General features: G+C 61.7%; 22 protein-coding genes and 3 pseudogenes. 20 read left to right on the forward strand and 5 right to left on the reverse strand.

Going from position 1 to position 25,133, the window contains the following annotated elements:
- The 5 genes from AB3X96_RS05065 (at position 1) to AB3X96_RS05085 (ending at position 3,569) form a co-directional block, all read left to right on the forward strand.
- Positions 1-558, forward strand: a complete 558-nt coding sequence (locus AB3X96_RS05065) for a type II secretion system protein (protein WP_368588835.1) — start codon at positions 1-3, stop codon at positions 556-558.
- 8 nt (positions 559-566) lie between these two features.
- Entirely contained in the window at positions 567-956 is a 390-nt protein-coding gene (locus AB3X96_RS05070; protein ID WP_368588836.1) for a type IV pilin protein, read from the forward strand.
- Entirely contained in the window at positions 953-1,546 is a 594-nt protein-coding gene (locus AB3X96_RS05075) for a type II secretion system protein (RefSeq protein WP_368588837.1), read from the forward strand. Before AB3X96_RS05070 ends, AB3X96_RS05075 begins: the two co-directional genes overlap by 4 nt.
- A gap of 91 nt (positions 1,547-1,637) precedes the next feature.
- The gene (locus tag AB3X96_RS05080) at positions 1,638-1,955 is read left to right on the forward strand and encodes a hypothetical protein (protein WP_368588838.1); all 318 of its coding nucleotides are present in this window, start codon (positions 1,638-1,640) and stop codon (positions 1,953-1,955) included.
- A gap of 321 nt (positions 1,956-2,276) precedes the next feature.
- Positions 2,277-3,569, forward strand: coding sequence for an acyl-CoA dehydrogenase family protein (locus tag AB3X96_RS05085; protein WP_368588839.1), 1,293 nt, complete (start codon positions 2,277-2,279; stop codon positions 3,567-3,569).
- A gap of 64 nt (positions 3,570-3,633) precedes the next feature.
- On the opposite strand, the gene AB3X96_RS05090 is transcribed toward AB3X96_RS05085, so the two are convergent.
- On the reverse strand, positions 3,634-4,761 hold the full coding sequence (locus tag AB3X96_RS05090; protein WP_368588840.1) for a sigma-54 interaction domain-containing protein: 1,128 nt from the start codon (positions 4,759-4,761) through the stop codon (positions 3,634-3,636).
- Complete coding sequence (locus AB3X96_RS05095) at positions 4,758-5,999, reverse strand: acyl-CoA dehydrogenase family protein (protein WP_368588841.1); 1,242 nt, start codon at positions 5,997-5,999, stop codon at positions 4,758-4,760. The genes AB3X96_RS05090 and AB3X96_RS05095 overlap by 4 nt, the downstream gene beginning before the upstream one ends.
- Before the next feature lie 630 nt (positions 6,000-6,629).
- On the opposite strand from AB3X96_RS05095, the gene msuE reads away from it, so the two are divergent.
- The 11 genes and pseudogenes from msuE to AB3X96_RS05150 form a co-directional block, all read left to right on the forward strand.
- Positions 6,630-7,214, forward strand: coding sequence for an FMN reductase (msuE, locus tag AB3X96_RS05100; RefSeq protein ID WP_368589069.1), 585 nt, complete (start codon positions 6,630-6,632; stop codon positions 7,212-7,214).
- A gap of 45 nt (positions 7,215-7,259) precedes the next feature.
- On the forward strand, positions 7,260-8,366 hold the full coding sequence (gene sfnG / locus AB3X96_RS05105) for a dimethylsulfone monooxygenase SfnG (RefSeq protein ID WP_368588842.1): 1,107 nt from the start codon (positions 7,260-7,262) through the stop codon (positions 8,364-8,366).
- On the forward strand, positions 8,363-9,175 hold the full coding sequence (locus tag AB3X96_RS05110) for an ABC transporter ATP-binding protein (RefSeq protein WP_368588843.1): 813 nt from the start codon (positions 8,363-8,365) through the stop codon (positions 9,173-9,175). Before sfnG ends, AB3X96_RS05110 begins: the two co-directional genes overlap by 4 nt.
- A gap of 11 nt (positions 9,176-9,186) precedes the next feature.
- On the forward strand, positions 9,187-10,068 hold the full coding sequence (locus AB3X96_RS05115; RefSeq protein WP_368588844.1) for a branched-chain amino acid ABC transporter permease: 882 nt from the start codon (positions 9,187-9,189) through the stop codon (positions 10,066-10,068).
- A 10-nt stretch (positions 10,069-10,078) separates the two neighbouring features.
- Positions 10,079-11,122, forward strand: coding sequence for a branched-chain amino acid ABC transporter permease (locus tag AB3X96_RS05120; RefSeq protein ID WP_368588845.1), 1,044 nt, complete (start codon positions 10,079-10,081; stop codon positions 11,120-11,122).
- A 59-nt stretch (positions 11,123-11,181) separates the two neighbouring features.
- On the forward strand, positions 11,182-12,546 hold the full coding sequence (locus AB3X96_RS05125) for an ABC transporter substrate-binding protein (protein WP_368588846.1): 1,365 nt from the start codon (positions 11,182-11,184) through the stop codon (positions 12,544-12,546).
- A 3-nt stretch (positions 12,547-12,549) separates the two neighbouring features.
- Positions 12,550-13,338: an ABC transporter ATP-binding protein gene (locus tag AB3X96_RS05130; protein ID WP_368588847.1), complete on the forward strand. Its 789-nt coding sequence runs from the start codon at positions 12,550-12,552 to the stop codon at positions 13,336-13,338.
- 23 nt (positions 13,339-13,361) lie between these two features.
- Positions 13,362-13,759: pseudogene (locus AB3X96_RS05135) on the forward strand (LLM class flavin-dependent oxidoreductase); the annotation flags it as partial.
- Between the two features lie 34 nt (positions 13,760-13,793).
- A pseudogene (locus tag AB3X96_RS05140) lies at positions 13,794-14,015 on the forward strand (SDR family oxidoreductase); the annotation flags it as partial.
- 178 nt (positions 14,016-14,193) lie between these two features.
- Positions 14,194-15,582, forward strand: a complete 1,389-nt coding sequence (locus tag AB3X96_RS05145; RefSeq protein ID WP_368588848.1) for an FAD-binding oxidoreductase — start codon at positions 14,194-14,196, stop codon at positions 15,580-15,582.
- A 251-nt stretch (positions 15,583-15,833) separates the two neighbouring features.
- A pseudogene (locus AB3X96_RS05150) lies at positions 15,834-16,511 on the forward strand (AMP-binding protein); the annotation flags it as partial.
- A 54-nt stretch (positions 16,512-16,565) separates the two neighbouring features.
- Here the strand turns inward: AB3X96_RS05150 and AB3X96_RS05155 are convergent.
- Entirely contained in the window at positions 16,566-17,675 is a 1,110-nt protein-coding gene (locus AB3X96_RS05155; protein ID WP_368588849.1) for a TIGR03118 family protein, read from the reverse strand.
- A gap of 1,187 nt (positions 17,676-18,862) precedes the next feature.
- Between AB3X96_RS05155 and AB3X96_RS05160 the strand changes: the two genes are divergently transcribed.
- The 4 genes from AB3X96_RS05160 to AB3X96_RS05175 all read left to right on the forward strand — a co-directional run bounded on the left by AB3X96_RS05160 (position 18,863) and on the right by AB3X96_RS05175 (position 22,392).
- A complete protein-coding gene (locus tag AB3X96_RS05160) occupies positions 18,863-19,423 on the forward strand; it encodes an RNA polymerase sigma factor (protein WP_368588850.1) in 561 nt (186 codons plus the stop codon).
- Positions 19,410-20,360: an anti-sigma factor gene (locus AB3X96_RS05165; RefSeq protein WP_368588851.1), complete on the forward strand. Its 951-nt coding sequence runs from the start codon at positions 19,410-19,412 to the stop codon at positions 20,358-20,360. The genes AB3X96_RS05160 and AB3X96_RS05165 overlap by 14 nt, the downstream gene beginning before the upstream one ends.
- The gene (locus AB3X96_RS05170; protein ID WP_368588852.1) at positions 20,338-21,408 is read left to right on the forward strand and encodes a catalase family peroxidase; all 1,071 of its coding nucleotides are present in this window, start codon (positions 20,338-20,340) and stop codon (positions 21,406-21,408) included. The genes AB3X96_RS05165 and AB3X96_RS05170 overlap by 23 nt, the downstream gene beginning before the upstream one ends.
- A gap of 135 nt (positions 21,409-21,543) precedes the next feature.
- On the forward strand, positions 21,544-22,392 hold the full coding sequence (locus tag AB3X96_RS05175) for an anti-sigma factor (RefSeq protein WP_368588853.1): 849 nt from the start codon (positions 21,544-21,546) through the stop codon (positions 22,390-22,392).
- A 31-nt stretch (positions 22,393-22,423) separates the two neighbouring features.
- On the opposite strand, the gene AB3X96_RS05180 is transcribed toward AB3X96_RS05175, so the two are convergent.
- Positions 22,424-23,830 carry a serine/threonine-protein kinase gene (locus tag AB3X96_RS05180; protein ID WP_368588854.1) on the reverse strand — a complete coding sequence of 469 codons (1,407 nt, stop codon included), beginning with the start codon at positions 23,828-23,830 and terminating at the stop codon, positions 22,424-22,426.
- 26 nt (positions 23,831-23,856) lie between these two features.
- A complete protein-coding gene (locus AB3X96_RS05185; protein WP_368588855.1) occupies positions 23,857-24,747 on the reverse strand; it encodes a DUF3365 domain-containing protein in 891 nt (296 codons plus the stop codon).
- Positions 24,748-25,133: the final 386 nt, after the last annotated feature.

The raw sequence follows: 25,133 nt of genomic DNA on the forward strand, positions 1-25,133 counted from the left end.
ATGAAAGCGCAGGCGGACGCATTGGCTTCGCGTGGCCGTTCTGGCGCTCGCCAGCGCGGTTTCACGCTGATCGAGCTGGTGATTACGCTGGCGCTTGTCGGCATCCTGGCGCTCGCGATCATGCCGTTCTCGGAACTGATCGTGCAGCGTCAGAAGGAGCAGCAACTGAGCGCGGCGCTGCGCGAGATTCGCACCGCACTGGACGCTTACAAGGAAGCGAGCGACACCGGCCTGATCGAGCGGGAGGCGGATGCATCCGGCTATCCGCCCTCGCTGACCGTGATGGTGACGGGCGTGAAGAATGCGAAAGATCCCAAAGGCGGCTTGTTGATGTTTCTTCGCCGCGTGCCCCGCGATCCGTTCTTTACGGGCGACGCGGATATTGCGGCCGAGGACACGTGGAACGTGCGCGCCTTTGGCGAGGCACCGAATCCAGGTGAGGGCGGTGACGCGGACAACGGTTCCGCCAGCAATTCGCGCGCCGGTAAGGACGTGTTCGACGTGACATCGAAATCCGATCGGGTCGGCATCAACGGCATTCCATACAAACAGTGGTGAGCCGCATCATGACAACCGTGCCTGCGCGTAAAGCCAGAGGCTTCACATTGATTGAACTGGTGGTCGTCATGGCGATCATCGGTCTGTTGCTGACGGTTGCATTGCCCCGTTACATGCACAGTATCGAGCGCGGCAAGGAGCAAGTGCGTCAACAGAACCTGGCGGTGATGCGTGACGCCATCGACAAATACTATGGCGACAACGGCCAATACCCAGACACGCTCGACGATCTGGTGACAAGGCACTATCTGCGCGCGATTCCGGTCGACCCCGTCAACGGTGACGATAAATGGGCGGCGGTGGCATCGCCTGACGAGAGCAAGACGGGCGTCTACGACGTCATGCCGGCGAGCAGTCCGCAGGGGATGCCGAAAGATCGGGCGGGAGCGGCGCAATGAGCGATGTGAGCCCGCGGGCAATCAGACGTCGCCCTGTCGCTCGCGAAAATGGAATGGTTCTGCTGGCGCTCCTGATTGCGCTGATGCTGATGTCGATCGCATTGATGGGCGCGCTCGACGTGTGGTCGCTTGAGCGGCAGCGCGAACGGGAGCGGCAACTGCTGTTCGTAGGCAATCAGTACCGGCTCGCGATTCTTCGCTACTACCGCGCTGGAAGGGCGCTGCCGGCGTCGATTGACGAACTGCTCGACGACTCGCGTTTTCCGGCGCCGCTGCATCATTTGCGCCGCGCCTATCCGGATCCGGTGACGGGTAAGAACGATTGGGTTTTTATGCAACAGGGCGCGCGTATATACGGCGTGTATAGCAGTTCCACCGACTTGCCGATCAAACGCGCTGGTTTTCCGCTTCTCTATCAGGACTTCGAAAATCAGAAGACCTATGGCGGCTGGCAGTTTTTCTATTTGCCGCCGGTCGTGCGCAACTACACGAACACGCTGAGCGCGCCGCCGAAACCGCCGACCTCCTTCGATCCGCTGAACGGCTCGTTGCCCACTTTCAACGGGCGCAGCGTGGGCGGCTTGCGCTGAGCGGACAGCCGTCCGGTTGGAGCTTCTGCCTGAGTCGTACATACCAAACGCGTCGAGTACGCCGACGCATATCATTGGTGTACGCACTCAGGTGAACAAGCTTGGCACCTATTCGTTCTGGGCACCGGAGTCGACGACCATCTCTGGCCGAAGCCAACTCGAGTACTACGACTATGCGACGACGGCAGGGCAACTGGAACTCGACAACCGTTACCGTGATCCGGCGGCCCGAGTGCTCTATCAACAGCTGCTGACGGATATTTTGCCTAACGAGTTGAGGGCGCCGCTGCCCGGGAGTTTGTTGGCTGCCCAGACGCTCGCCGAGGCGAGATATGTGAGCTACGTCAGGTTGATTAATGCCGGGGGCGTGAGCGAACCGCACTTGCCACTGTCGATCGGCGATATCTGACGTCGGGGCGAGGCTTGCGCCGGAGGATCGGCGGCTATTTGTGAAAAGGGGGCCTGCTGACGAATTCGAAGATCCTTTGAGCGGACGCACGCGCGACAACGGCCGTACAGTGATTAGACTCGGCACCGATGCCGGCATCCAATTTGTTGACTGCGGCTCTATCAGCTTACACGCAGCACTTTGCTGTCTGAACAGCACGGTGCTTGCGGGAAAAACTGGGCCGTCGCCGATGTGCTTGGGTTTGGCGAACTGGTACGCAATGTGCAGGTGCTTATGGCATGGCGAAGCTTCATGGAGGCGCGCCTTCACTCCGGAGAACACATGGCTACCTTGCATCGATCTGAAATAACCGAACCCGTCCTCGCCTTCGCTTCCTTGTCCCGCGGTGCGGACTACGAGCAACTATCCGCGCGCTTCCGGCCGATCTTTCAGAAGATCGCGGATGGCACGCTCGATCGCGAGCAACGACGCGCTTTGCCTTATGACCCAATCAAGTGGCTCAAGGAGGCAGGCTTCGGCGCCGTTCGCATACCGGTCGAACACGGTGGCGCAGGCGCATCTTTGCCCGACCTGATCCGTTTGCTGATCGAACTGGGCGAGGCGGATTCGAACCTGCCACAGGCGCTTCGCGGGCATTTTGCGTTCGTGGAGGATCGGCTGAATGCTCCAGCTGACGCAAACCGCGAGCGCTGGTTTGCTCGTTTCGTAGCGGGGGAGATCATCGGTAACGCCTGGACCGAAGTCGGGAATGTCTCGATCGGCGAGGTGCAAACCCGCGTCAAACGCGACGGCGAGCGCTGGCTCGTCACAGGAGAGAAGTATTACTCCACAGGGACCATTTTCGCGGATTGGATCGACGTCTTCGCTCAGCTCGACGACGATGGGCGCAACGTCATCGCGGCGGTCCGCACCGACCAGCCCGGTGTCACTCGCAGCGACGATTGGGATGGCTTTGGCCAGCGCTCGACAGGCAGCGGCACCACCCGTTTCGACTCGGCACTCGTCGATGCGGAGAACATCATTGATTTCTCCACCCGCTTCAAGTATCAGACTGCCTTCTATCAGCTCGTGCTGCTGGCGGTGCTGACCGGCGTGGGCCGAGCCGCGCTGCGCGACGTCTCGCACGAGGTCCGCTCACGCCGCCGCATTTTCAGTCACGGCAACGCGCCGTCGGTCGCCCGCGATGCACAGGTGCAGCAGGTCGTCGGCGAGATAGGCGCGCGCGTTTTCGCGGCCGAGGCGGCTACCGTTCAGGCGGCAGAGGCGGCTCAGCGCGCCTACGAAGCACGTTTCGGCGGCAATGCGGAGGCTGAGCATGAAGCTAACATCGCAGCGGAACTCGACTCCGCGCGCGCACAAGTCGTTGTCAGTGAGCTGATTCTCAAAGCTACGACCGATCTGTTCAACGCGCTCAGCGCATCGGGCACCAGCGAGGCCCGCCGTCTCGATCGCCACTGGCGTAATGCCCGAACCGCGGCATCGCACAATCCGCTAATCTACAAGGCGAGGATCATCGGTGATTGGGAAATCAACCGGACCGAACCGCCCTATGTATGGCAGATCGGGGCGGGGCCGACTACGACGGAATCAGCCGCGAACGAGTCAGTTGCCTAGCGAAGGCCGCGAGAAACGCCAGGGGGAAGCAAGCCGCGCGATGCGCGGCTATGCAGGCTGCCCGTTATTTGAGCGCGGCAATCTCCTTCGCCCGAATCAACCTTGCTCGCAGCACGTTGCGACTGATCCCCAGCAGCCTTGCAGCCTGAATCTGGTTGCGGTGGCTGTACTCATATGCAACCCTGATGACGGTATTCTCGATGTCTTCAAACAGATTTTCGCGTTCGGTCTCGAGAAGCTCTCGCAAAGCGGCTTCGAGGACCTGTTGTGCGTCCTGTGTCAGTGCGTCGGGACGTGGCAGGCGATCGATTGCGGGTGGGGCGCACGCCGCAAGCTGTACGTCGCTTTCCTGCAAAGTATCGTGGCGGCCCACCAGCAGTGCGTGATGAATGACGTTTTCCAGTTCCCGGATATTGCCGGGCCAGCGATGCGCTAGCAGTCTGCGCTCCGCTTGTGGCGCGATCTCGCGCGGCCCGTAACCGAGACGACCGCGGTAATCGTCGATGAAATAGCGCGCCAGCGGCAGGATATCGCCGGGTCGCTCACAGAGCTTCGGGACGTCCAACTGGACGACGTTAAGCCGATAGTAAAGGTCGCCCCGAAAATGGCCGGCGGCCACCGCCTGCGGCAGATGGACGTTGGTCGCCGCCACCACGCGCACGTCGATTGGCAGGCTCTGTCTCGAGCCAAGCCGCACGACCTCCCGCTCCTGCAGCACGCGCAACAGTTTGACCTGCATCGACAGCGGCAGGTCGCCGATCTCGTCCAGAAACAGCGTGCCGCCATTCGCTGCTTCAAACCAGCCTGGCTTCGCGCTGAACGCTCCGGTGAACGCGCCTTTCTCGTGCCCGAACAGCTCGCTCTCGACCAGCGTCTCGGAGAACGCGCCGCAATTGACGGCGACAAACGGCTTGTCCTTACGTTGACTGAGACCATGCACGTGACGGGCAATCAGTTCCTTGCCGGTACCCGTTTCGCCGGAGATCAGAATGTTTGCGTCACTCGGCGCGACCCTTTGCACCCGTTCAAGCAGAGCCAGCGAGCGCGGATCGACAAACACTTGTGCGCGCCCCCGAATCGACTTGCTCAGCCCGCGCGGATTCGGCAGGCTGTACACATGGGGCAGTGCGCCAGCGGGAGAGACCGGCTCAACGAGGCCGTTGTCCCATATGTCGGTAAGAGAGGCGTTCATGAGTAGAAGCTCGGCGTCGGATAGGTTCGTTTGAGGGCCCACTCGCCAATTTCCCGCATCTTGTAGGCAAGAGGATCATGCAACGTATGAGTGCGCAGATTGCGCCAGTAGCGGTCTAGCCTAAGCGAGCCGTGCGTCGCTCGTGCGCCGGCGACATCGAACATCCGCGTACAGATGACGAGTCCTGTCTGCGCGGCAGCGACTTTCGCGGTCGCTATTGCCAGCGCGACTTCGCCGCGTTCAGCCTCGCTCAGCGCGCTGCCCCGGGCCCATGCGCTGTCGAGCCGGTCAGCGGCCCGTGCGGCCAGCGTCCGCACGGCTTCGAGTCCGACCCAGAACTCGCCGTACTGGCCGAGTATGTAGGGATCGTCGCCGACGCTTGCGAGCTTCGACGCCGGCCACGGACGCGCTTCATTCAACGTGTAATGACGTGCGTCTTCGAAGGCGGCTTCGCTAATGCCGAGATAAACGTGCGCAAGGCTCAACTGCGCGATAAGCGGCCGCAAGCATGCGAACGGCGTTGACAGCGGGCCGGGTTCGATGAGCACTTCATGATGATCGACCCGGACTCTTTCGAAGGTCACGGTTCCGCTGTCAGTCTGACGCTGCCCGATGTTGTCCCAGTCGTCCGCGACCGCGATGCCGCTGCGTTGCGTTGGCACGGCGGCTACCAGAAACGCGTTCGTCAGCGCGTCGCGCGCGGACGCGATCAGCATTTCCGAGTCGAGCGCCCCCGAACAGAAACTCTTCTGGCCGGAGAATTCGAGCCAGTCCTCGCGGCTCCGGCTGATTGTCCGGTCGTCGAGCGGATTGAGTGCATTGCCCCAGAACCAGTCGTGGCGGGCCGTTTTTTCGAACCATGATCCCCACTGCCGCTCGGTTCCGAACAGCCGTACCGTCGCGAGCATCAGATGATGAAACGCGAATACGTGCGCGAGCGAGCCGTCGGCCGCAGCAATGATGCGGACAACGTCAAGGGTCGTCTGCCAGGTAGCGCCTCGTCCGCCGTATTCAGATGGAATGCTGAGAGCCAGCAGGCCACTGGCGCGCAGCGCGTCGCGCTCCGGTTTTGGCGTCCCGCCGCGCTGATCCCGTTCGACCGCGGTCAACGAAAAGCGGGCGGCGAGATCCGCGGCGATTTGCTGTGGCGTCGAGCGCGATCGAGCGTTCTCATGCAGGTGCTGCACCGATGGGTGCGGCTCTTCGTGCGTTGCTGGACTGGAGACGAGTTGGGCCATCTGTATGGACTGGACCACCCGCTTTACGACAGAGCCCGTTTGAGGCCCGATCGTGCAACGACGCTGGTCCGGATTGCTGATCGAGCAGCAAGTGTTCCACCTCCGCTGCCGCGCTGGAAACATTGATTTCTCATATTCAAAGTCCAAATGCTGCTTGCGCAGCGGCGCGGTGTTAAAGAGCTCCCATATCCGTCACGGCGTTGCTGACCCAGGAGCAGTTCGCTCACATGCTGCTGGTCCAGCAGTTGACGGTGGGGGAACCCCGACTCCATGCACACGTTGCATGATCCGATCGACTAGAAGGTCCGGGACCTGGGCAATTGGGCGCTCAGCGAAAGCATTCTCAAACCGTCTTTCTATTCATATCTGAATTGCTGCTGTTCGCCTGGCAGCACACCGAAAGCAGATTGCTCCACAGCGTTCATACGCTCGATGAATATGCTTTGCGTTACTAAGCGAATGACCTGTCGTATTGACTTTACAAAGGCCGTCCAAGCCTGATCGCCGGGGTTTGCAGCGGTAGTCGAGAAACACATCGCAATTGGCATATTGCTTGCGTTATATAACCCACACCGTCGCCGGATGGAATTCCTGAGAGTACGGTGCGTTTCGAGGATGAGAGGAATTGTTATGACCACACCATTACGTATCGTCGCGGTTTCGGGAAGCTTGCAACAACCTTCGAGAACGCGTGCGCTTACCGTTAGTTTGCTCACGGGGCTCGAGCGTGCGCTCGTAGCCGATAAGCACAACGTGCATTCTCACCTCGTGGATCTCGGTGAAATCTCCGAACCGCTAGCGCGTACGTTTTCGCGCGTGAGTGCCGCCCGCGACCTGGAAGCCCATTTGCGCGCGATCGAGACAGCCGACGCGCTGATCGTTGCAAGCCCGGTGTACCGCGCATCCTATACAGGCCTCTTCAAGCATCTTTTCGATCTGGTTCATCACGAAACCTTGTTCGACGTGCCAGTACTGCTTGCTGCCACCGGCGGCAGCGAGCGGCATGCGCTGGTGATCGACCACCAGTTGCGACCACTGCTGAGCTTTTTCCAGGCCCATACGCTTCCTGTCGGCGTGTATGGATCCGAGGCGGATTTCGATGACCACCGCGTCAGCAGTCCGCTGCTGAGCGAGCGCATCGCGCTCGCAATCGAGCGTGCCGCGCCACTCATCGCGCAAAGGCCGCGCCGTGCCGACGTCCAGATCGCAGCATGACATCTGCCCTGTAACACCATTCCTATTTCGACGAGATCTGCCTCCATGACACATAACCTGTCCACCTCGCAAGACGCCGTCAAATTTGCTTACTGGGTACCGAATGTAAGCGGCGGCCTGGTAGTCAGCACGATCGAACAACGCACCGACTGGAGCCTTGAATACAACCAGCGTCTCGCCCAGGCCGCCGAACGGGCAGGCTTCGAGTACGCGCTGAGCCAGATCCGCTTTACGGCCGGCTATGGCGCCGAGCATCAGCACGAGTCGGTCTCGTTCAGCCAGGCGTTGCTGCACGCCACGACCCGCCTCAAGGTACTTGCAGCGATTTTGCCCGGACCGTGGCATCCCGCGGTGGTCGCCAAGCAGCTCGCGACGATCGATCACATCTCGAATGGCCGGATCGCGATCAACGTCGTTAGCGGCTGGTTCAAGGGCGAATTCACCGCGATCGGCGAACCTTGGCTCGAGCACGATGAACGGTATCGCCGTTCCAAGGAATTCATTCAGGCGCTCAAGGGGATCTGGACGCAGGACAACTTCACGTTCAAGGGCGACTTCTACCGCTTCAACGACTACACGCTGAGTCCGAAGCCGCTGCAAAAGCCGCACCCCGAAATCTTTCAGGGTGGCAGCTCGCGCGCTGCCCGCGACAACGCAGCGAGTGTGTCCGACTGGTATTTCACGAACGGCAATACGCCCGAAAACCTCAAGGCGCAGATCGATGATATTCGCGCCAAGGCCGCAGCGAACGGCCATCAGGTGCGCATTGGGGTGAACGCGTTCGTGATCGCCCGTGACACGGAAGCCGAAGCGCGTGCCGTGCTCGACGACATCATTGCCAACGCGCATGTGGAAGCGGTCCATGCGTTCGGCGACGCGGTCAAGCAGGCCGGTAGCGCATCGCCTGAAGGCGAGGGCAACTGGGCGAAATCGACATTTGAAGATCTGGTCCAGTACAACGACGGCTTCCGCACCAATCTGATCGGTACGCCGCAGCAGATCGCCGAGCGCATCGTCGAACTTAAGGCGATCGGCGTCGATCTGGTACTGACCGGCTTCTTGCATTTCATCGAAGAAGTCGAATACTTCGGCGCCAAAGTGCTTCCGCTGGTTCGCGAACTGGAGAGCCGTCGTAAGCCGGCCCTGGCATGACCCAGGCGACTACCTCGGCAGCGCCGTTGCTCGCCCTTGAACACATCTCGCTATCGTTCAAGGGCGTCAAGGCCATAACCGACATAGGCTTCTCGGTGGCGCGCGGAGAAATCTGCGCGCTCATCGGTCCGAATGGCGCAGGCAAGAGTTCGCTTCTCAACGTGATCAATGGCGTGTATCGGGCACAACAGGGAGTCGTTCGGTTCGACGGCCTCGCGTATCGACGGATCGATCCCTACCGTGCCGCTCACCTCGGTATCGCGCGAACGTTCCAGAATCTCGCGCTGTTCCGCCGCATGAGCGTGCTCGACAACGTGCTGACGGGCCGCAGTTTGCATCGGCGCAGCAGCTGGATCGAGCAGGTTTTGCGCGTGGGGCGCGCGCGCCGGGACGACGCAGAGCAACGCAGGTATGCGAGTGAGGTGATCGATGCACTGAAGTTGGAGCGCTACCGCGACGCCGCCGTGGGCACGCTGCCTTACGGGCTGCAAAAGCGCGTCGAACTGGCGCGTGCAGTCGCCGCCAAGCCGCGCCTTCTGCTGCTCGACGAGCCAATGGCGGGCATGAATGCGGCCGAGAAACAGGAGATGGCTCGCACGATACGCGATGTGAACTCGCAGTTCGGTGTCACGGTGGTACTGATCGAGCACGACATCGGCGTCGTGATGGGACTGTCCGATCATGTCGTGGTGCTCGACTACGGGAAAAAGATCGCGGACGGCACGCCCGACCAGGTCCGCACGAATGATGACGTGCTAGCGGCCTATCTCGGTCCGCGTCACGACGCGAGCACGTCAGTTCACGCCTGAGGGACCAGTCGATGGAATTCTTTGTCGAAGTATTGGTGGGCGGCCTGCTTGCCGGTGCGATGTATTCGGTCGTTGCGATCGGCTTCGTGCTGATCTACAAGGCATCCGGGATCTTTAATTTCGCTCAGGGAGCGCTGGTGCTGTTTGGCGCGCTGACCTATGTGTGCATGGTCGAACGCGGGATCGCCCCGTGGCTCGCGATCCTGATCACGCTGGCGGCGCTGGTCGTCATTGCGGTGCTCACCGGACGGCTAGTGCTACGGCCGCTCGTCAATCGACCACCGATCACGCTGTTCATGGCGACGCTCGGCCTGAGTCTGATCCTGGAAGGGGCCGCGCAACTGTTATGGGGAGCCCAGGTGCACGGGCTCGAGCTGGGTATCGATGACAAGCCGTTGCGCCTGGGCGGCGTCATGATCAGTAAGTTCGACCTCTTCGCGGCGGCTGTCGCCGGCGCACTGGTGATCGGGCTAAGCGCGTTGACCCGCTATTCGCGTCTCGGCCTGAAGCTGCGCGCGGTCGCCGACGATCCGCTGGCCGCGCTCGCGGTCGGGGTGCGGCTTCCACAGGTCTGGGCAATCGTCTGGGCACTGGCCGGCTTCGTGAGCCTCGTCGCGGGACTACTTTGGGGCGCGCGTCTGGGCGTGCAGTTCTCGCTATCGCTGGTGGTCCTAAAAGCGCTGCCGGTATTGATCATCGGCGGATTTTCGTCGATCACTGGCGCGATCGTCGGCGGACTGCTGGTGGGCGCTAGCGAAAAGCTTGCGGAGGTCTATCTCGGCGCGATCATCGGCGACGGCATCGAGAACTGGTTCCCTTACGTAATCGCAATGCTTTTCCTGCTGGCTCGCCCGGCTGGGCTGTTCGGCGAACCGGCGGTGGAACGCGTTTGATGGAGACAAGATGGAACTGACCCGCACAACCTTCGACGCGCGACGCGCGGATCTCAAGCGCTGGCTGACGCCGTTGTCGCTCGTACTGGTAGCGTTCGTGGCCGTGCCGTTGGTCTCCAACGATTATTGGCTCAACGCGATCCTCGTCCCATTCCTGATTCTTTCACTGGCAGGGTTGGGGTTGAACTTCCTGACCGGCTATGCCGGGCAGTTGTCGCTCGGTTCGGCCGCCTTTATGTCGGTGGGAGCGTACGCGGCTTATAACCTGTTGGTCCGGCTACCCGCGCTGCCGCTGCCTGTTGCACTGCTGCTCGGTGGCTTCATCAGCGCGGCAGTAGGGGTGCTGTTCGGTTTGCCGAGCCTGCGCATCCGCGGCTTCTATCTGATTGTTTCGACCCTGGCCGCGCAGTTCTTCGTGGTCTGGATCTTTACTCGCGTCAGCTGGTTCTCCAATAACGATACGTCGGGCGTCCTTAGCGCGCCGCACCTTGCAATCGGCCACTGGCAAATCGATACACCGGCCGCACGCTATCTGTTCGTGCTCGGCGTCGTGGTGGTGCTGTTCCTGCTCGGCGCGAGTGTCGTGCGCAGCGATCTCGGCCGCCGCTGGATGGCGGTTCGCGACATGGATATCGCCGCACGCGTGATCGGCATTCCGGTCGGACAGAGCAAGCTGCTTGCGTTCGCGCTCAGTTCCTTCGTGCTCGGCATAGCGGGAGCGCTTTGGGCATTCGCCTACCTCGGTACGGTCGAGCCGGACGGCTTCAGTCTGAATCTGTCGTTTCAGGTTCTTTTCATCATCATTATCGGCGGCATGGGCAGTATCAGCGGCAACCTCTACGGCGCCGCATTCATCGTTTTGCTGCCAATCCTGCTGTCGAATGCCGCGACCGCGCTCGCACAGATCGGCATTGGGGCCGACCAGTTGCAGAACCTGCAAAAGATCATCTTTGGCACCTTGATCATTGTGTTTCTCATCAAGGAACCCGATGGTCTCGCCCGGCTCGTTCAGGTTGCGCGCCGCAACCGAACGAGACGGCCGGAAGGGCGCTAACACAATCTTTCCCGAATCTTCCCAGCTTTCGACCCATCAATCAGACGGAAAACATCAGCATGGCTAATTACATTACTCGACTCAACGCCGGTGGACCTGGCAAACTTCTGCGCCTGTTCGCGGCGAGCGTGGCACTAGCCGGTGTGGCTATATCGCAGGCGCATGCCGGCGGAACCGAATATTTTCCGCTGCAAAGCTATCGGGTTGGACCGTATGCAGCCGGCGGCACGGGATTCTTCGGCGGCTTTATCGACTACATGAAGTTGATCAATGCTCGCGACGGCGGGGTCAACGGCGTCAAGCTGGTCTGGAAAGAGTGCGAAACGGAGTACGTGGTCGAGAAGGGCGTCGAGTGCTACGAACGTCTGAAGAACAGCGGTCCGGACGGCGCACCGACCGCGGCAACCAATCCGTTGTCTGTCGGCATTGCCTACGCAACACTCGATCGCTCGAGCGCAGACAAGCTGCCGCTGATTACGATCAATCACGGCCGGACCGATTCGACCGACGGCGCGGTCTTCCCATATGTCTTCCCGCTGCAGCTCAATCCGTACAGCGAAGTGTCGGCGATCGTGAACTACATCGGACAACGCTCTGGCGGCCTGGAGCACCTCAAAGGCAGGAAGATCGTCGTGCTTTACCACGGCTCGCCTTATGGACGTGAAACGATTCCGGTGGTCGACCTGCTCGCGAAGAAGTATGGTTTCGAGGTCACGCAGATCGAGGTACCGCATCCGGGCAACGAGCAGGGCTCGCAGTGGCTGAAGATCCGCCAGATCGCACCGGACTGGGTGATCTTGCGGGGTTGGGGTGTGATGAATCCTGTGGCGCTGAAAAGCGCCCAGAAAGTCGGTTATCCGACCGATCACATCATCGGCAATATCTGGAGCAATTCGGAAGAAGACGTTCGACCCGCGGGTGAGGCGGCCAAGGGCTTCATCTCGATCACGACACACCCGTCCGGCACTGAATATCCGGTGCTTCAGGCGATCGACGGGTACGTGATCAAGGCCGGCAACGGTGATCTGAAGGATCCGGCACGCTTCGGCACGGTCTATTACAACCTTGGCGTCGTGAACGGGATCCTGAATGTCGAAGCGCTGCGCACCGCGCAGAAGAAGTTCGGCAACAAACCGTTGAGCGGCGAGCAGGTCCGCTGGGGCTTCGAACATCTGAACCTCGACGACGCACGACTCAAACAGTTGGGCGCGCTTGGCCTGGTCCAGCCTTTGAAGCTGACCTGCGAGGACCACGAAGGCGGCGGGGCGGTGCGCTTCCAGCAATGGGACGGACAACACTGGAAGGTCATCAGCGACTGGGTCCAGGCCGATCGCGCGCTGTTGCGGCCGATCATCGAAAAATCGGCGAACGCGTACGCGAAGGAAAAAGGCATCACGCCTCGCGACTGCCAGAAGGAGCTCTAAGCGATGGCCGCTGCCCGATTGCTCGAAGCGACCTCACTCGCCGTGTCATGGCAGCAGATCATTGTGGCTTTGCATGATGTGTCGCTGCACGTCGACGCCGGCGAGATCGTCGCGCTGCTCGGCGGCAACGGTGCCGGCAAGACGACCACGCTGAAAGCAATTTCGCGCCTGCTGCATGCCGAACGCGGCGAGATGACGTCGGGGCGCATTGCGTTCAATGGCGTCGACATCGCCCGCGATGAGCCGTGGCGACTCGTGGAGCGCGGCCTTGTTCAGGTCCTCGAAGGGCGCCGCTGCTTCGGCCGTCTCAGCGTCGAAGAAAATCTGCGTCTTGGCGGATTCGTGCGGCGTGGCCGGCGCGCGGAGCTCGAAGCGGATCTCGAACGGATCTATGCGACCTTCCCGCGGCTGAAGCTGCGCCGAAGACTGCCGGCCGGCTACGCGTCCGGCGGCGAGCAGCAGATGCTCGCGATCGGGCGCGCGCTGATGGCCAGACCGACGCTCGTTCTGCTTGACGAACCGTCGATGGGCCTGGCTCCGCAGATCGTCGAGGAGATCTTCGAGATCGTGGCCTCGCTCAATCGCGAAGGCGTCAGCTTCCTGCTTGCCGAGCAGAACGCAACGGTCGCACTGTGCTATGCCCACCGCGGTTACGTGCTCGAGAACGGCACGGTGGCCGCGCAGGGCAGCGCCGCCCAACTGCTGGACCTGGAGACGTTGCGCGATGCTTACCTGGGCCGGGGCGAGGGGAGTGCTGAGCACTGCTCTTCCACTTCGGCGATGACACTTTGATGAATCCCGACATCTTCTGATTTTTGCCGACATCGGGCGACACGCGCTATCTCGGCGAGTCGTCGAGCGCACGAGCACCGACCGTGGCCTACCTCGGCGAAATTGCTGTCGCTGCCGACCTGCGTGGCTACGACGGCGTGCTGATTCTCACGGGCAGCGGCCGCCTCGATCCTTGGGTGGTCGCGGCGAGCGGCGCGCCGCTGACGCGACGTTTGTTCCGGTCGCGTTACGGACTTCGCTCGGCGGGCCGAGCGTTGCCGCGCGCGCGGCGGCGACGCTCGATGCGGCGACCGGCGGACGCCTGCTGCTCAACGTGGTGCCGGGCGGCGACGCGGAGGAACCCGCCGCCGACGGCGTGTTCATGTCGCACGATGAGAGCTACGACGCGGCGAGCGAATATCTGACGATCTCGCGCCGTATCCACCGGTGAGGATCGTCGTCAGTTCCGACTGGCGAAGATTCGCGTGAACGCCATTAATCCAGGCGTGGTGACGACCGAGGGTTTGCGCACAGCAGGGTGGGTCACGCCTGAGGTTGAACAGTTGATCCTCAGCCAGACGCCGCTCGGCCGTCTGGGCCGACCGGATGACATCGCGTCGATCGCAGTCTTTCTTGCATCGGACGACGCACGTTGCTTGACAGGCCAACACCTTATTGCCAGCGGCGGCATGCGTTGACCCCGAAAACAGGCGCCGTGCAGCGTGGTGATGGAATGCACGTGCGGCTGCGCTGGAACGTGACCGGACAAGTCGCTGCCGTCAATGGTGGCGGCCCGCTCGTTAGCGGAGATGAGACCTGCTGTTCCCGGCTGGAAGTTCCAGGCAACGCGCTCTCGTACTGGATGGGGTGAGTGGAATGGACCGCGAAAAAGTAATCGCAAACATCGATCAGACTGACTGTGCGGCGTTGAAGGGCAGGCTCATCGAGGCCGGCTGCCAGGTGCTCATGATGCCCGCAGTTGGCGGGAAAATTGCGCATTGGAACGGCGCTTTGGATCCCCGTCCGAGAATGCTGGTCCGATGCAGCACCGTTGCTCAGGTCTCGAATGTGATGCGCGCGGCGAGCGCCTTCGATGCTCCACTCGCCGTCTACAACGGCGGGCAGGACTGGAACGGCCGGTCTACGCGCGACGGCAGTCTGCTGCCAGATCTTTGCGACTTGCGGACCATTGAGATCGACACCGGGCGCAGAGAAGCGACGATCGGCGCGGGCGTGACGAGCGCTCAGCTCAACCGCGCTGCGGGCGAACGAGATCTTGCCGCGGTGATCGGCAACGATGGGGCGGTGAGCGTGGCCGGCCTCACGCTCGGCGGCGGCTATGGACCGCTCATGACTCGCTTCGGATTGGCATGCGACAACCTCCTGTCGGCCGAGGTCGTGCTGCTCGATGGAAGCATCGTGACCTGCCACGGAGAACGCGAGCCTGACCTGTTCTGGGCGCTGCGCGGCGGCGGTGGGAACTTCGGGGTCGTCACGTCGATGCGCCTACGTCTTCACACGCTGGATGTCGCGCTGGTCGGTACCATCGTGTTCCCCTGGACTGACGGGCGTGCTGTCCTCGCGCACTTTGCCGGGTTGATGCTCCGGGCACCAGACGAGCTGTTCGGCGCCGCTGTCTTGGCAACCGGATCAGGCGGTAAGCCGGTGATCGTGATCTCGCTTGTCTGGACTGGAGAGCAGGCAGCCGGCGAGGCAATCATCGGCGAGGTGGCCGCAGCCGGTCATCCCATTGTCGTCAGGGCCGCCCCGACGGCTGCGCGCGACCTCCTCTCCCTGACCGATGGAAAGCTCGCCCAAGGTCTCGGCTACGAAGTTGCGACGCGGTGGTTCAGCGCCCTCACGGGCGCGACGATCGACGTACTCCTTGCAGCGTTCGAGGCGCGCACGTCGCCCTTAACCTCGATCATCGTCCATCATTGTCATGGAGCCGCTACACGGGTCGCCGCCGACGCGACCGCATTTGGCATGAGAGATCCGCACTTCACTGCTCTGATCTACGCAGCCTGGGAGCCTCCGCTTGCCGACGCGGCGTTGCATCGGATGTGGGCGGCGTCCCTGGACGGCGAACTCGCGCCCACCTCGTTGCCGGGGGGGTACGCTAACCTCCTGCCCGACCGCGCATCGGACCGGATAGCCCACGCCTACGGCCCCAATGCATTGAAGCTGTCCCGAATCAAAGCCCGCTTCGACTCGAGAGGCGTCCTCCATGCCATTCCGCTCCCCGCTTTTTCAGGGGCCGCGTGATGCCTATGATGACGCCCTTACAGGAGCAGTCAGATGGCAAACCCCTTGTTCAGCGTTGAGCAGCCAATCGCACAGCGAGTGCGTTCACAGGACTGCTCGGCAATCCGCGAGATTGTCAAACTGTCCGCTCCCCGCAGATGATCTCGTTCGGCTTGGCCGCAGCGCAAGCGCGCCGGAATATATAGCGAGCGTCGAGTGTTGTCAGGATAGCCCAGTCATCAAAAGCCAATCGGCCCGGTGGAGCAACCGAGATGTCTTGTCTCGGAACACGCCCCCAACCCACACGGACGCCGCGACTCATTACGTTGCAAGAGCGCCTGTTCGAGTCCGCGGAAGCCCACCCTGATGCGATTGCGCTGATCGCCGGCGACGATACATGGACCTACTGTCGTCTGGCACGGTATGTCAGAAAGCTTTCACAAGGCCTGAGCGCACAGGGTCTGAAACCAGGCGATCGCGTTGCACTGCATTTGACGAACAAACCGGAAACCGTCGTCGCGTATTACGCGTGCATGTTGACAGGCATGATTGCGGTGCCGCTGAATAACCGGCTCACACGCGCGGAACTCGAGCGGCAATTGCGACGGCTGCAGGTTTCGTTGTATCTGGGCCAGATTGATCTGTACGGCGCAATTGCCAGCATGGATGGTTCGATTCTCGATGCGGACCGGCGCTTTCTTGTCGACGGCTCGTCCCAGAGCACGGGCGTAAAGGCATGGAGCGAGTTGCTTGAGCACCCGGAAGACGAGGTGCGGCTCGCGCTGGCGCGCGTCGATGAACCTGCGCTTCTGCTGTCAACGTCCGGCACTACGGGGGAGCCGAAGTTCGTCACCCACACTCAGCGCACAGTGTGCGCGATAACGCAAGCATGCCAGGCCGTCGCGTCGAGGCCGTACGAAGACACGGGATCATCGCTGCCGCTTCGCAGCCATATCGGCGGGATCGTTAGCCGGATCCCGCCCATTCTTTCCGGCAACCAGGAATCAGTTTGCCGGCATTGCGTCGATCCGGCCGAACACGCCCGTCGTCTTGCTCGGGCCGGCCGCGTAGAAGAGCGTATTAGAGGGCTGACTGTCGACATTGCTGCCGAAACTGAGCCCCCATAGACCTGGTCGTGCGAACCGCTGTCCGTTGGACAGCGTGAGCTTACCCAGATCGTGTCCCGTACCGGGATCGAACGCCTCGATCGTGCCGTCACCGAAGTTGCCCACCATTAAAGCGTTGCTGAGCGGGCCAAAGTTGGCCGGAGCCTGCGCGATACCCCACGGGGCGTTCAACGAACCACCATTGTTCTCGATGCGTTCGATGAAATTACCGGAAGCATCGAATTCGTCGAGAATCCCCAATCCGGCCCCTACCACCTGGGCGCTCGCGGCGGCGTTCTGCCTCGCGTATGACACAAAGATCTTTGTGCCGATTGCCTGAATGCCGAACGGTGCGAACCCCGACGGCAAGTTGGGATCCGTGAACTGGCCGGTTAGCTGGACCTTGGTGAAGTTCGTATCGAACACGTCGACCTTTGCGTTATGAAAGTCGGTAGCGTAAAGATACGGTTGACCGGTGACGCTCGACTGCGTCAGGCCTTTATAGTTGGCGCCATCTACCCCGCCGTCAAAGGCCGTGACGGCCTCGGTCGGCAGGACCTTCGGCGACCACGCGGCAATCGTTCCACCCTCCGTCGCCCATATGAAGACGGCATTGGTGCTCTTGCCGCCGGAACTGATGGCAAAACCGGAAGCCTTATTGAACACCATCCCAGTGTTGGCGGCCGTGCCGCTGCTGCCGGCTGGAATCGTCACCACCAGCGACTGAACCACGCCATTCCCATCGTACAGGGTCGACTTGTTGGTGGTGTTATCCGATACCCAGAAGGTACCGGTGGGATTGAAAGCAACTCCCCATCCGTTCTGGAGGTTGGGATCGGTGTGTACAGCGGGCGAGCTTCCGTCTGAAACCAGCGTCGTCGCAACATAAGGCGTAGCGGAAGGATCTGACGCGCTGTTGCTCCCACCGCTTCCACCGCCGCCGCACGCCGTCAGCATTCCGGCAGTTGCACCCAATGCAAGGGTACCAATAATCGGGTAAAAGGTCATTTCAAGCTCCATTTTTTATCAAGTCCAATTGTTCCGAAGCGCCTCCAGACGTCCCGGAACTCCGCATAAATCATTGATTTCCCGCTGAACGTGCGCAAGGTTGACGAAGAGATATTTTCAGGCTTACTAAATTTCAGATTCCGTGGAATGCCTGAGAACAAAGGCATTCGCTTCGGCCGTGACAGGTCCCGCTGGCAACTGAGCCGTATCTCGCGTCCTCATGCCCCACTATCGATAATGGACATGATCTCCGGGCACTCGCCGGAGGCTCATCGGCCTGCTTCTCTAAAACAATCGCCGACGAATCTTTATTCCCGTGTGGCATTGCCTGTCGTGCAACGAGAGAGATGGCGCCGGAAATTCGGAGACGCCGCTGAGAGGAACAGCCGTGGCTTGTCGCCTTGAGAGCTAGTGCGGTCTCACTCAATTCGCCATCGGCGCGTTTGCGATATCCGCCGTTGAGGAAGATCAGGCGCAATCGCGCGCCAGTCCCATCATTGAACCCGGATTCGGCGACCGCGACGTTGACGGTACAGATTCGTTTGCAAGTTCTGGATAGTTTTCGTTTGCAAAACTTATTGAAGAATCGTCACACGCCGGGCTACCTGCTCTGGAGGATGCATCACGATGCAGGTGCAGAGTAATGGTGACTTAGGCTGAACGACAAAACTGACACGTGTGTAAGGGGCAGACCTCGACGGATTTATATTTCGCGAGTGTTCTCCCGTTCCGTTAACTGGACTGGTTTGAATAGCGGTAGTCGGACGAATACCCCATGTCGGGGACGATGAAGGTTGCTGGACGATGCGGACGTTACGTTGAGCATGCCGGGGCTGCTGGCGTTGATGCAAGTCTCAATATGTGGGTGGGAATGCCGCGTGGATTCGGCGGGCGTGGGTAAATTACACACTGCATCATTGACCTTGAAAGCCATTAGTGCATTCATTGACGAAGACGCAAGGAGAGTGAAATGAGAACTTCTGCTCGTATTGGGCATGTAGCCCACTGTTACGCCCGCATTCGCGCGCTGCGACGGCCCAAATCTTTCGACCGGGTCGGCCGCGATCGTCGCCGTCTGCGAATTTTTTCCGGACGTTGCACAATACAGACGTCGCCGCTCGGCCCGGTGCGGCCAGTCTTTCGTCGGCCTGTCCGACCGTCATTCATCGGTTATCAGCCAGTCAATCATGTCAACAGCAGAGGATGACAGTCTGCCCGGTCTGCTGCCGGGAATGCTGCCGCGACTGTGGGCGTTCTCGTTGCGCCTGAGCGGCAACCAGCATGACGCCGAGGATCTTCTCCAACGCGCCTGTGTTAGAGGGCTGGAGCGCGCCGATCAGTTGCAGCCTGGCACGTCTCCCCTTAGTTGGATGTTTTCCATCGTCCACTCCACCTGGATCAACGAACTGAGAGCGCGTAACGTGCGCAACCGCTCGAGCATGGACTGGGACGACGAGTTTCTGCAAACCGTCGCCGATCCCGGTGCGCGCACGCCGGAAGAGAATATGCTGCACGGCGAGATTATCGCGGCAGTCGAGCGGCTTCCCGAGGCGCAACGAACAGTGATGCTGCTCGTGGCCGTCGAGGGCATGAGCTATGCCGAGGCTGCCGAGACGCTCGGTGTGCCGATCGGCACGATCATGAGCCGGCTGTCGCGCGCCCGGCAGACTATTGGGACGCGATTCGGTCACCGCGAGGCAACGACTGCGCGGTCATCCCACAGCGAGCAGTCCGATGATGATCGATGACGCCACCCTGTTAGCCTACGTCGACGGAGCATTACCGCCGGACGAGTGCCCGCATGTCGAGCGTGCGATCCGGGAGTCGGACGACCTGTCGTTGCACATGTCGACCTTGCGAGCGTCGCGATTACCGTACGCGGCAGCGTTCGGCAGGCAGGCGTTGCCGCCGCTGCCGGAGACTTTGCGCCGCAACGTCGACGAACTGTTACGCCAGCGTCTGGCGGGTGCACGCGCTCCTCAAGCGGTCAATGACGCCACTGCAATCCATGCAATTGATATCGCCGGCGGCCGTGAGTCAGGCGAGTCATGGCTCGCGTCTGGCGGCAACTTCCATCGACCGAAGCCGCGCGCCTCGTTGCCGTGGCTCGCGGTCGCATTTGTCACGGGCGCCGTCTGCTGCGGCTTCGCGTACCGTCTGTTGCCTCAATTGTCAGGCGGCGGCGCAATCATGACGGAGTCAAACGATTCGAGCGTGTCGCCGTGGATTGCTGCGGCCGCCAGCTATCAGCAGCTTTACACACGCGACACTGTCGCCTCGCTGCAGCCTGACCTGCGCGCGACCGCTGCAACCGTCGCCGAAATCCGCAGGGACGACGGCCTGGCTGTGAAGATCCCCGATCTGCGCAGTCAGGGGCTCTCGTTCAAGCGCGTGCAGCGCCTGAGTTTTCGGGGCAAGCCGCTCGTGCAGATCGTCTACCTGCCGGAGCACGGCGCCCCTGTCGCGCTATGCGTGCTGAAAGAGGCGAAAGCCGATGCGGTGCCCGCGAGCAAACGTATCGGAGGGATGGACGTCGTGGCGTGGCGGCGTGGCCAACTCGGCTATGCGCTGATTGGCGAGCACGGCGGCCTCGATCTCGACGCGCTGGGCAAGCAGCTATATGACGGCCAGATGTCGACCACCATCGGCCGCAACGACGCACATGAAGACGCCAGGTTGTCCTGATCGGCGGCGTGGGCGCGGTTTGGCGGTGCGCTGGCTCGCGGTATTCGCGGTGCCCGCGCTGCTCGCCGCGCTGTTTGCCTGGTGCGCGGGATGGCTCGCGCCCGGCCTGACCGCACAGCGCATCGTTGATGCATTCGAGGCGACGTCGACGCCGCATCCGGGCTTCCGGCGCAATCATGCGAAAGGTATTTGCGTCACCGGACACTTCGACAGCAACGGCGCCGGCGCACAGCTTTCGCGCGCGAGCGTATTCGAACGCGGCAGCTACGCCATCGTCGGGCGCCTGTCGATACCGGGCAGCAATCCACAAGAGGACGACGACGATGGCATGGTGCGTAGCTTTGCGCTGCGCATTGCGCTGCCGCAGGGCGAACAGTGGCGCCTCGCGATGAATTCGGCGCCGATCTTCGCGGTGCGCACGCCGCAGGCGCTATTTGATGAGCTGCGCGCACAAGCGTCGGATCCACGAACCGGTCACGCCAATCCCGCAAAAGTGCAGGCGTTTCTCGATGGCCATCCGGAGGCCCGTGCGTTTATGGAATGGGTCCGTTCGCACCCGCCATCTTCCCGCTTCAGCAATGCAACCTACTACGGTATCAGTTCGTTCCAGACCACCGATGCGCGTGGCGTGAAGCGTTTCATCCGCTGGGACGTGGTGCCGGACAACCCTTGGCGTCCTGTCGGAGCACGCGCGCAAATCGATCCCGATTTCCTGTCACACGATCTGGTGATGCAACTCGCGAAGGGGCCGTTGCGCTGGCATCTGGTGCTGAGCGTGGCGATGCCCGGCGATCCGATCGACGATTCGACGCAGCAATGGAACGATTCGCCGCAACGCGAGCGGATCGACGCGGGCACAGTCGTGATCGATCGCGCGCAAACGCAGATCGATGGGCCATGTCGCGACATTTCGTTCGATCCGACCATTCTGCCCGACGGCATCGCGCCATCCGCCGACCCGTTGCTCGTAGCACGTTCGTCGGCATATGGGGTCTCGTTCGACCGCCGAACGAAAGAAGAGGCCGCTGCCGGGGGGAATCGTCACTGAGTGCGACCTGGGAAGAACGTGCAACCCGGACTATCATAGAGACTTGACGACCAACGAGCGGTGCCCGTCCTGCCTGGTGCAGACGAGTGCGGGCGAATCCCGGTCACGCTCGATTTCCTTTCAGCCTGGCGACCTATGAGACCCGACGACAGCAGATTGATGGCGTATGTCGATGGCGACCTCGGCCCGACCGAGACTGCATCGATCGAGAAAGAACTCGCCGTTTCGCCTGAATTGCAGGAGAGCGTCAAATTGCTGCGCGCGTCGCAACTCCCTTATCGCGAGGCGTTTGCAACGCAGAAACTGCCGCCGTTGCCGGTCGAATTGCAACGCCAGATCGACGCCATGGCGAGCGCCGCACGGCTCGCGCAATCGAACCCCACAGCTAGCCAGCCCGTGCGGTCACGAAAACCGCAGGCGCGTTTGTGGCTCGCCGCGGCATTTGTCGCCGGAGCGTTTTGCGCGGGCCTCGCGCTGCGGCTCGGCCCCGCGTTGCTGGGCATGCCGGGCGGTGGGGGCGGGGGTGCGACGAGCGTCGCATCGGGCGAGGCGTCGCCGTGGATTCGCGCGGCGGTCGACTATCAACGGCTCTTTACGCGCGATACCGTCGCCGACATCACGCCCGACCTCAAAGCTTCCGCGAGAACCGTTGCGGCGATCCGGCAGGTCGACGGCGTTGCGTTGCGAGTACCGGATCTGCAGGCGGCGGGGCTGTCGTTCAAGGGAGTCTCGCGCCTGCGTTTCAACGACAAGCCGCTGGTCCAGATCGTCTATCTGCCCGCCGACGGCGCGCCCGTCGCTCTGTGCGTGATGAAAGACGCGCGGCCGGACAAGGCAATTGCGCAACAGCAATTGAACGGCATGACCGTCGTATCGTGGCGGCAAAACGATCTGGCGTTCGCGCTGATCGGCAAGCCGGACTCGGTCGATCTCCAGTCGATCGCGCAACAGATCACGAACAGCAGCGTGGACGCGCTGATCTGATTGCGTTGCCTTTTCGTCGGCTCCCCACGGCTCAAGGCTGCAGATCGTCGAGGGCACGCAAAAAGGCCGCTCGGTCCGCCTGCGCCGGCAGCGCGTCGGCCAATCGCGCGCGGAAGGTCGCCGTGTCCGCGCCACGCGCGGCGTGCTCGGCAATGATGCGCGCGATCGGGCCGACGTGCGATGCGAGCCGCCGTACAGCGACTTCGACCTGCCGGGAATCGAGCGGCGTGCACGCTGCGGATACATCCGCAGCAGACATCGCGCCTCGCATGGAGCCATCGGCTAAGGCGATAGTATGCTGCTCGATCAGCGTATCGAACTCACGACGCGCCGAGTCGCCGGAAAAATGGCGCGCCAGTTGTTCCAGTAGGGTGCGCGAATCGCTCGCCTGAGATGCAGCGCGCCGCACGAGCAGCGATGCAACCGGTCCGACATGGCTCGCGAGGCGCTGCTCCACTTCAGCCAGAAACTCCGGCGGCCAACCAGCCGCGGCGCTGGCCGCTGGCGGCGCGAGCGCCTCACGCGCCGGCCCCCCACGCACGACGGTATGGTTGGGGTCGAGCCGCGCCATCAATGTTTGCTGCAAGGTCAATAAAGCGTTGCGCCAGCTTTGTGCGGACGCGAACCGGTCCTCAGGCCGCTTGGCGATTGCCTTCAGTACCATGGCATCGAGTTCGGCGGGCAGCCATGCAGCATGCGTTGACGGAGGCGGCGGCATCTCGTTGATCACCTGATGCATGACGGTGGCCGATGCACCGGTGAACGGGCAATGCCCGCTCAGCATTTCGTACAGCACGACGCCGGCGGAAAACAGATCGCTACGTGCATCGACCTCGCCGCCCGCATACTGCTCCGGTGACATATAGCTTGGTGTGCCGATCATCATGCTCGCTTGCGTCAGACGTCCCGTATCGAGCTGTGCGATGCCGAAGTCCGTCACCTTGCATTCGCCGCGTGAGGCGATCAGCAGGTTCGCGGGCTTGATGTCACGATGGATCACGCCAAGTTCGTGCGCATACGCAAGCGCATCGAGTAATTGCGCGAACCACGTGAGCGCATCCATCAACGGTATCGTGCCGCCGTTGCGGGCATGGTGGGCGAGCCGTTGCGCAAGATTTTCGCCACGTACATATTCGAGCGCGATGAAAGCAACGCCTTGTGCCTCTCCATAGTCGAACACGCCGACAACGTGAGGATGTACGAGCCGTCCTGCGGCGCGCGCTTCGTTGAGAAAGCGGGCGGTCAGTTCCGTGCGGGTTGGTTCCGCCGTGCCTTGTCCGTCGTTCAGCAGCGCGGCGTGTATCGTCTTGAGCGCCACCTGGCGCTGGATGTGCGGATCGGTCGCGAGATAGACCGTGCCCATGGCGCCGCGTCCGAGCACGCGCTCGATCCGGTACCGGCCGATCTGTGCGGGTGTCGTGGCAGGGTGCGAAGTCATGGCGTCGTTCACGATAGGCGGCCCCCTTACTCCTGGTGCTCTTCGAGAATTCCGAACGCGGTGATGAGGCTCGTGCGCATCCGTCCGAACGACACCGCGAGCGAGGCTATTTCGTCGCTGCCACCTGCAGGCAATTCGACATCACTGAGCTTGCCGAGACTCACTTCGTCTGCGGCGCGCGACAACATCTGCAAACGCCGCGTGACGAGAAAATGCACCATCGCGTTCAGCACGACGAGCACCACCGCGAACACCGCGGTTAGCGACAGCATCAGACTGCGCCAAACCACGTGGCCGCGCGCAATCGATTCGGACATCGGCACCGACACGAACTCCGCGCCGATCACGTCGTTCATGGTCCAGCCGAAACCGTTGGCCGGTCCGTATTTGTCGAGCATCGTGGTTGGCGCCGCAGACGGCGTGCTGTGGCATTGCATGCAAGCGGTGTCGGTGATGCGGCTCGGATGCGCGAGAAACAGCAACTGGTGGCCACCCGGCGTGCGGCGCTCTCCGGTTGCTTCCTTCAATTCCGGGTGATCGTGCAGATGCTCGATGACTTCATTTTCCCAATCGGTCGGCCGGTCGCGCGGGTTGGTGGGATTGAGCATCGTCGCCTTGTACGAAAAGTTTGGAAACGCGCTCTGCAGCGAGTTCAGCATTTCGATCGCCGAATACGCCGGCACCGACTCCGGCACAAATGAATACTTGATCTGCGTCGCGAGCAGGGGCGTGATGTGTTGGGCCGTGTAGTTCTGCATCGCGGAGGCGGCGCTGAGCAGCACGTCGGCATCGTGACGCGTTTCGTTGAGCGCCTGCTGTTGCAGCACCCGATCCGCAACGAAACCGATTGCCGTTAGTCCGATCGCGAAGACCGCGATGAACACGAGATTGAACTTGATGGCGAGCGAGAGTTTCATGGGCGTACCGGGCCGGATGAGTAGCTGGAGTAGCTGAATAGATAGGCGGACCGAGTCTGAATCGCTGTTGAGGATCAACGAATGAGCTTTGCGGAGCATTTCCTATCACGACGCACAGTGAACGCAACGCGTTGAATCGCGCGGGTATTAGCAAAACAGCTGCGTCGCAGGATTATTCCGAATTTCAGACGAATGCCGCGGTCAAGCGCATCCCACATAGTGACGACACTAGGGCATCGCGCCCGAAACACGGCCGCGACCAGCAACATCCACGGAATATCGCGCCGAGCTCGGCTGTTCTGGTTTGCGAAGATGATGGCAAGCATGAGCGGGAACCCCTTGGCGCTCCGTACGAAACATATGGAATAGATCACGAAGCTGCGCTG

The organism is Paraburkholderia sp. BR13439, from assembly GCF_040948805.1.
Taxonomy (GTDB): Bacteria; Pseudomonadota; Gammaproteobacteria; order Burkholderiales; family Burkholderiaceae; genus Paraburkholderia; species Paraburkholderia youngii.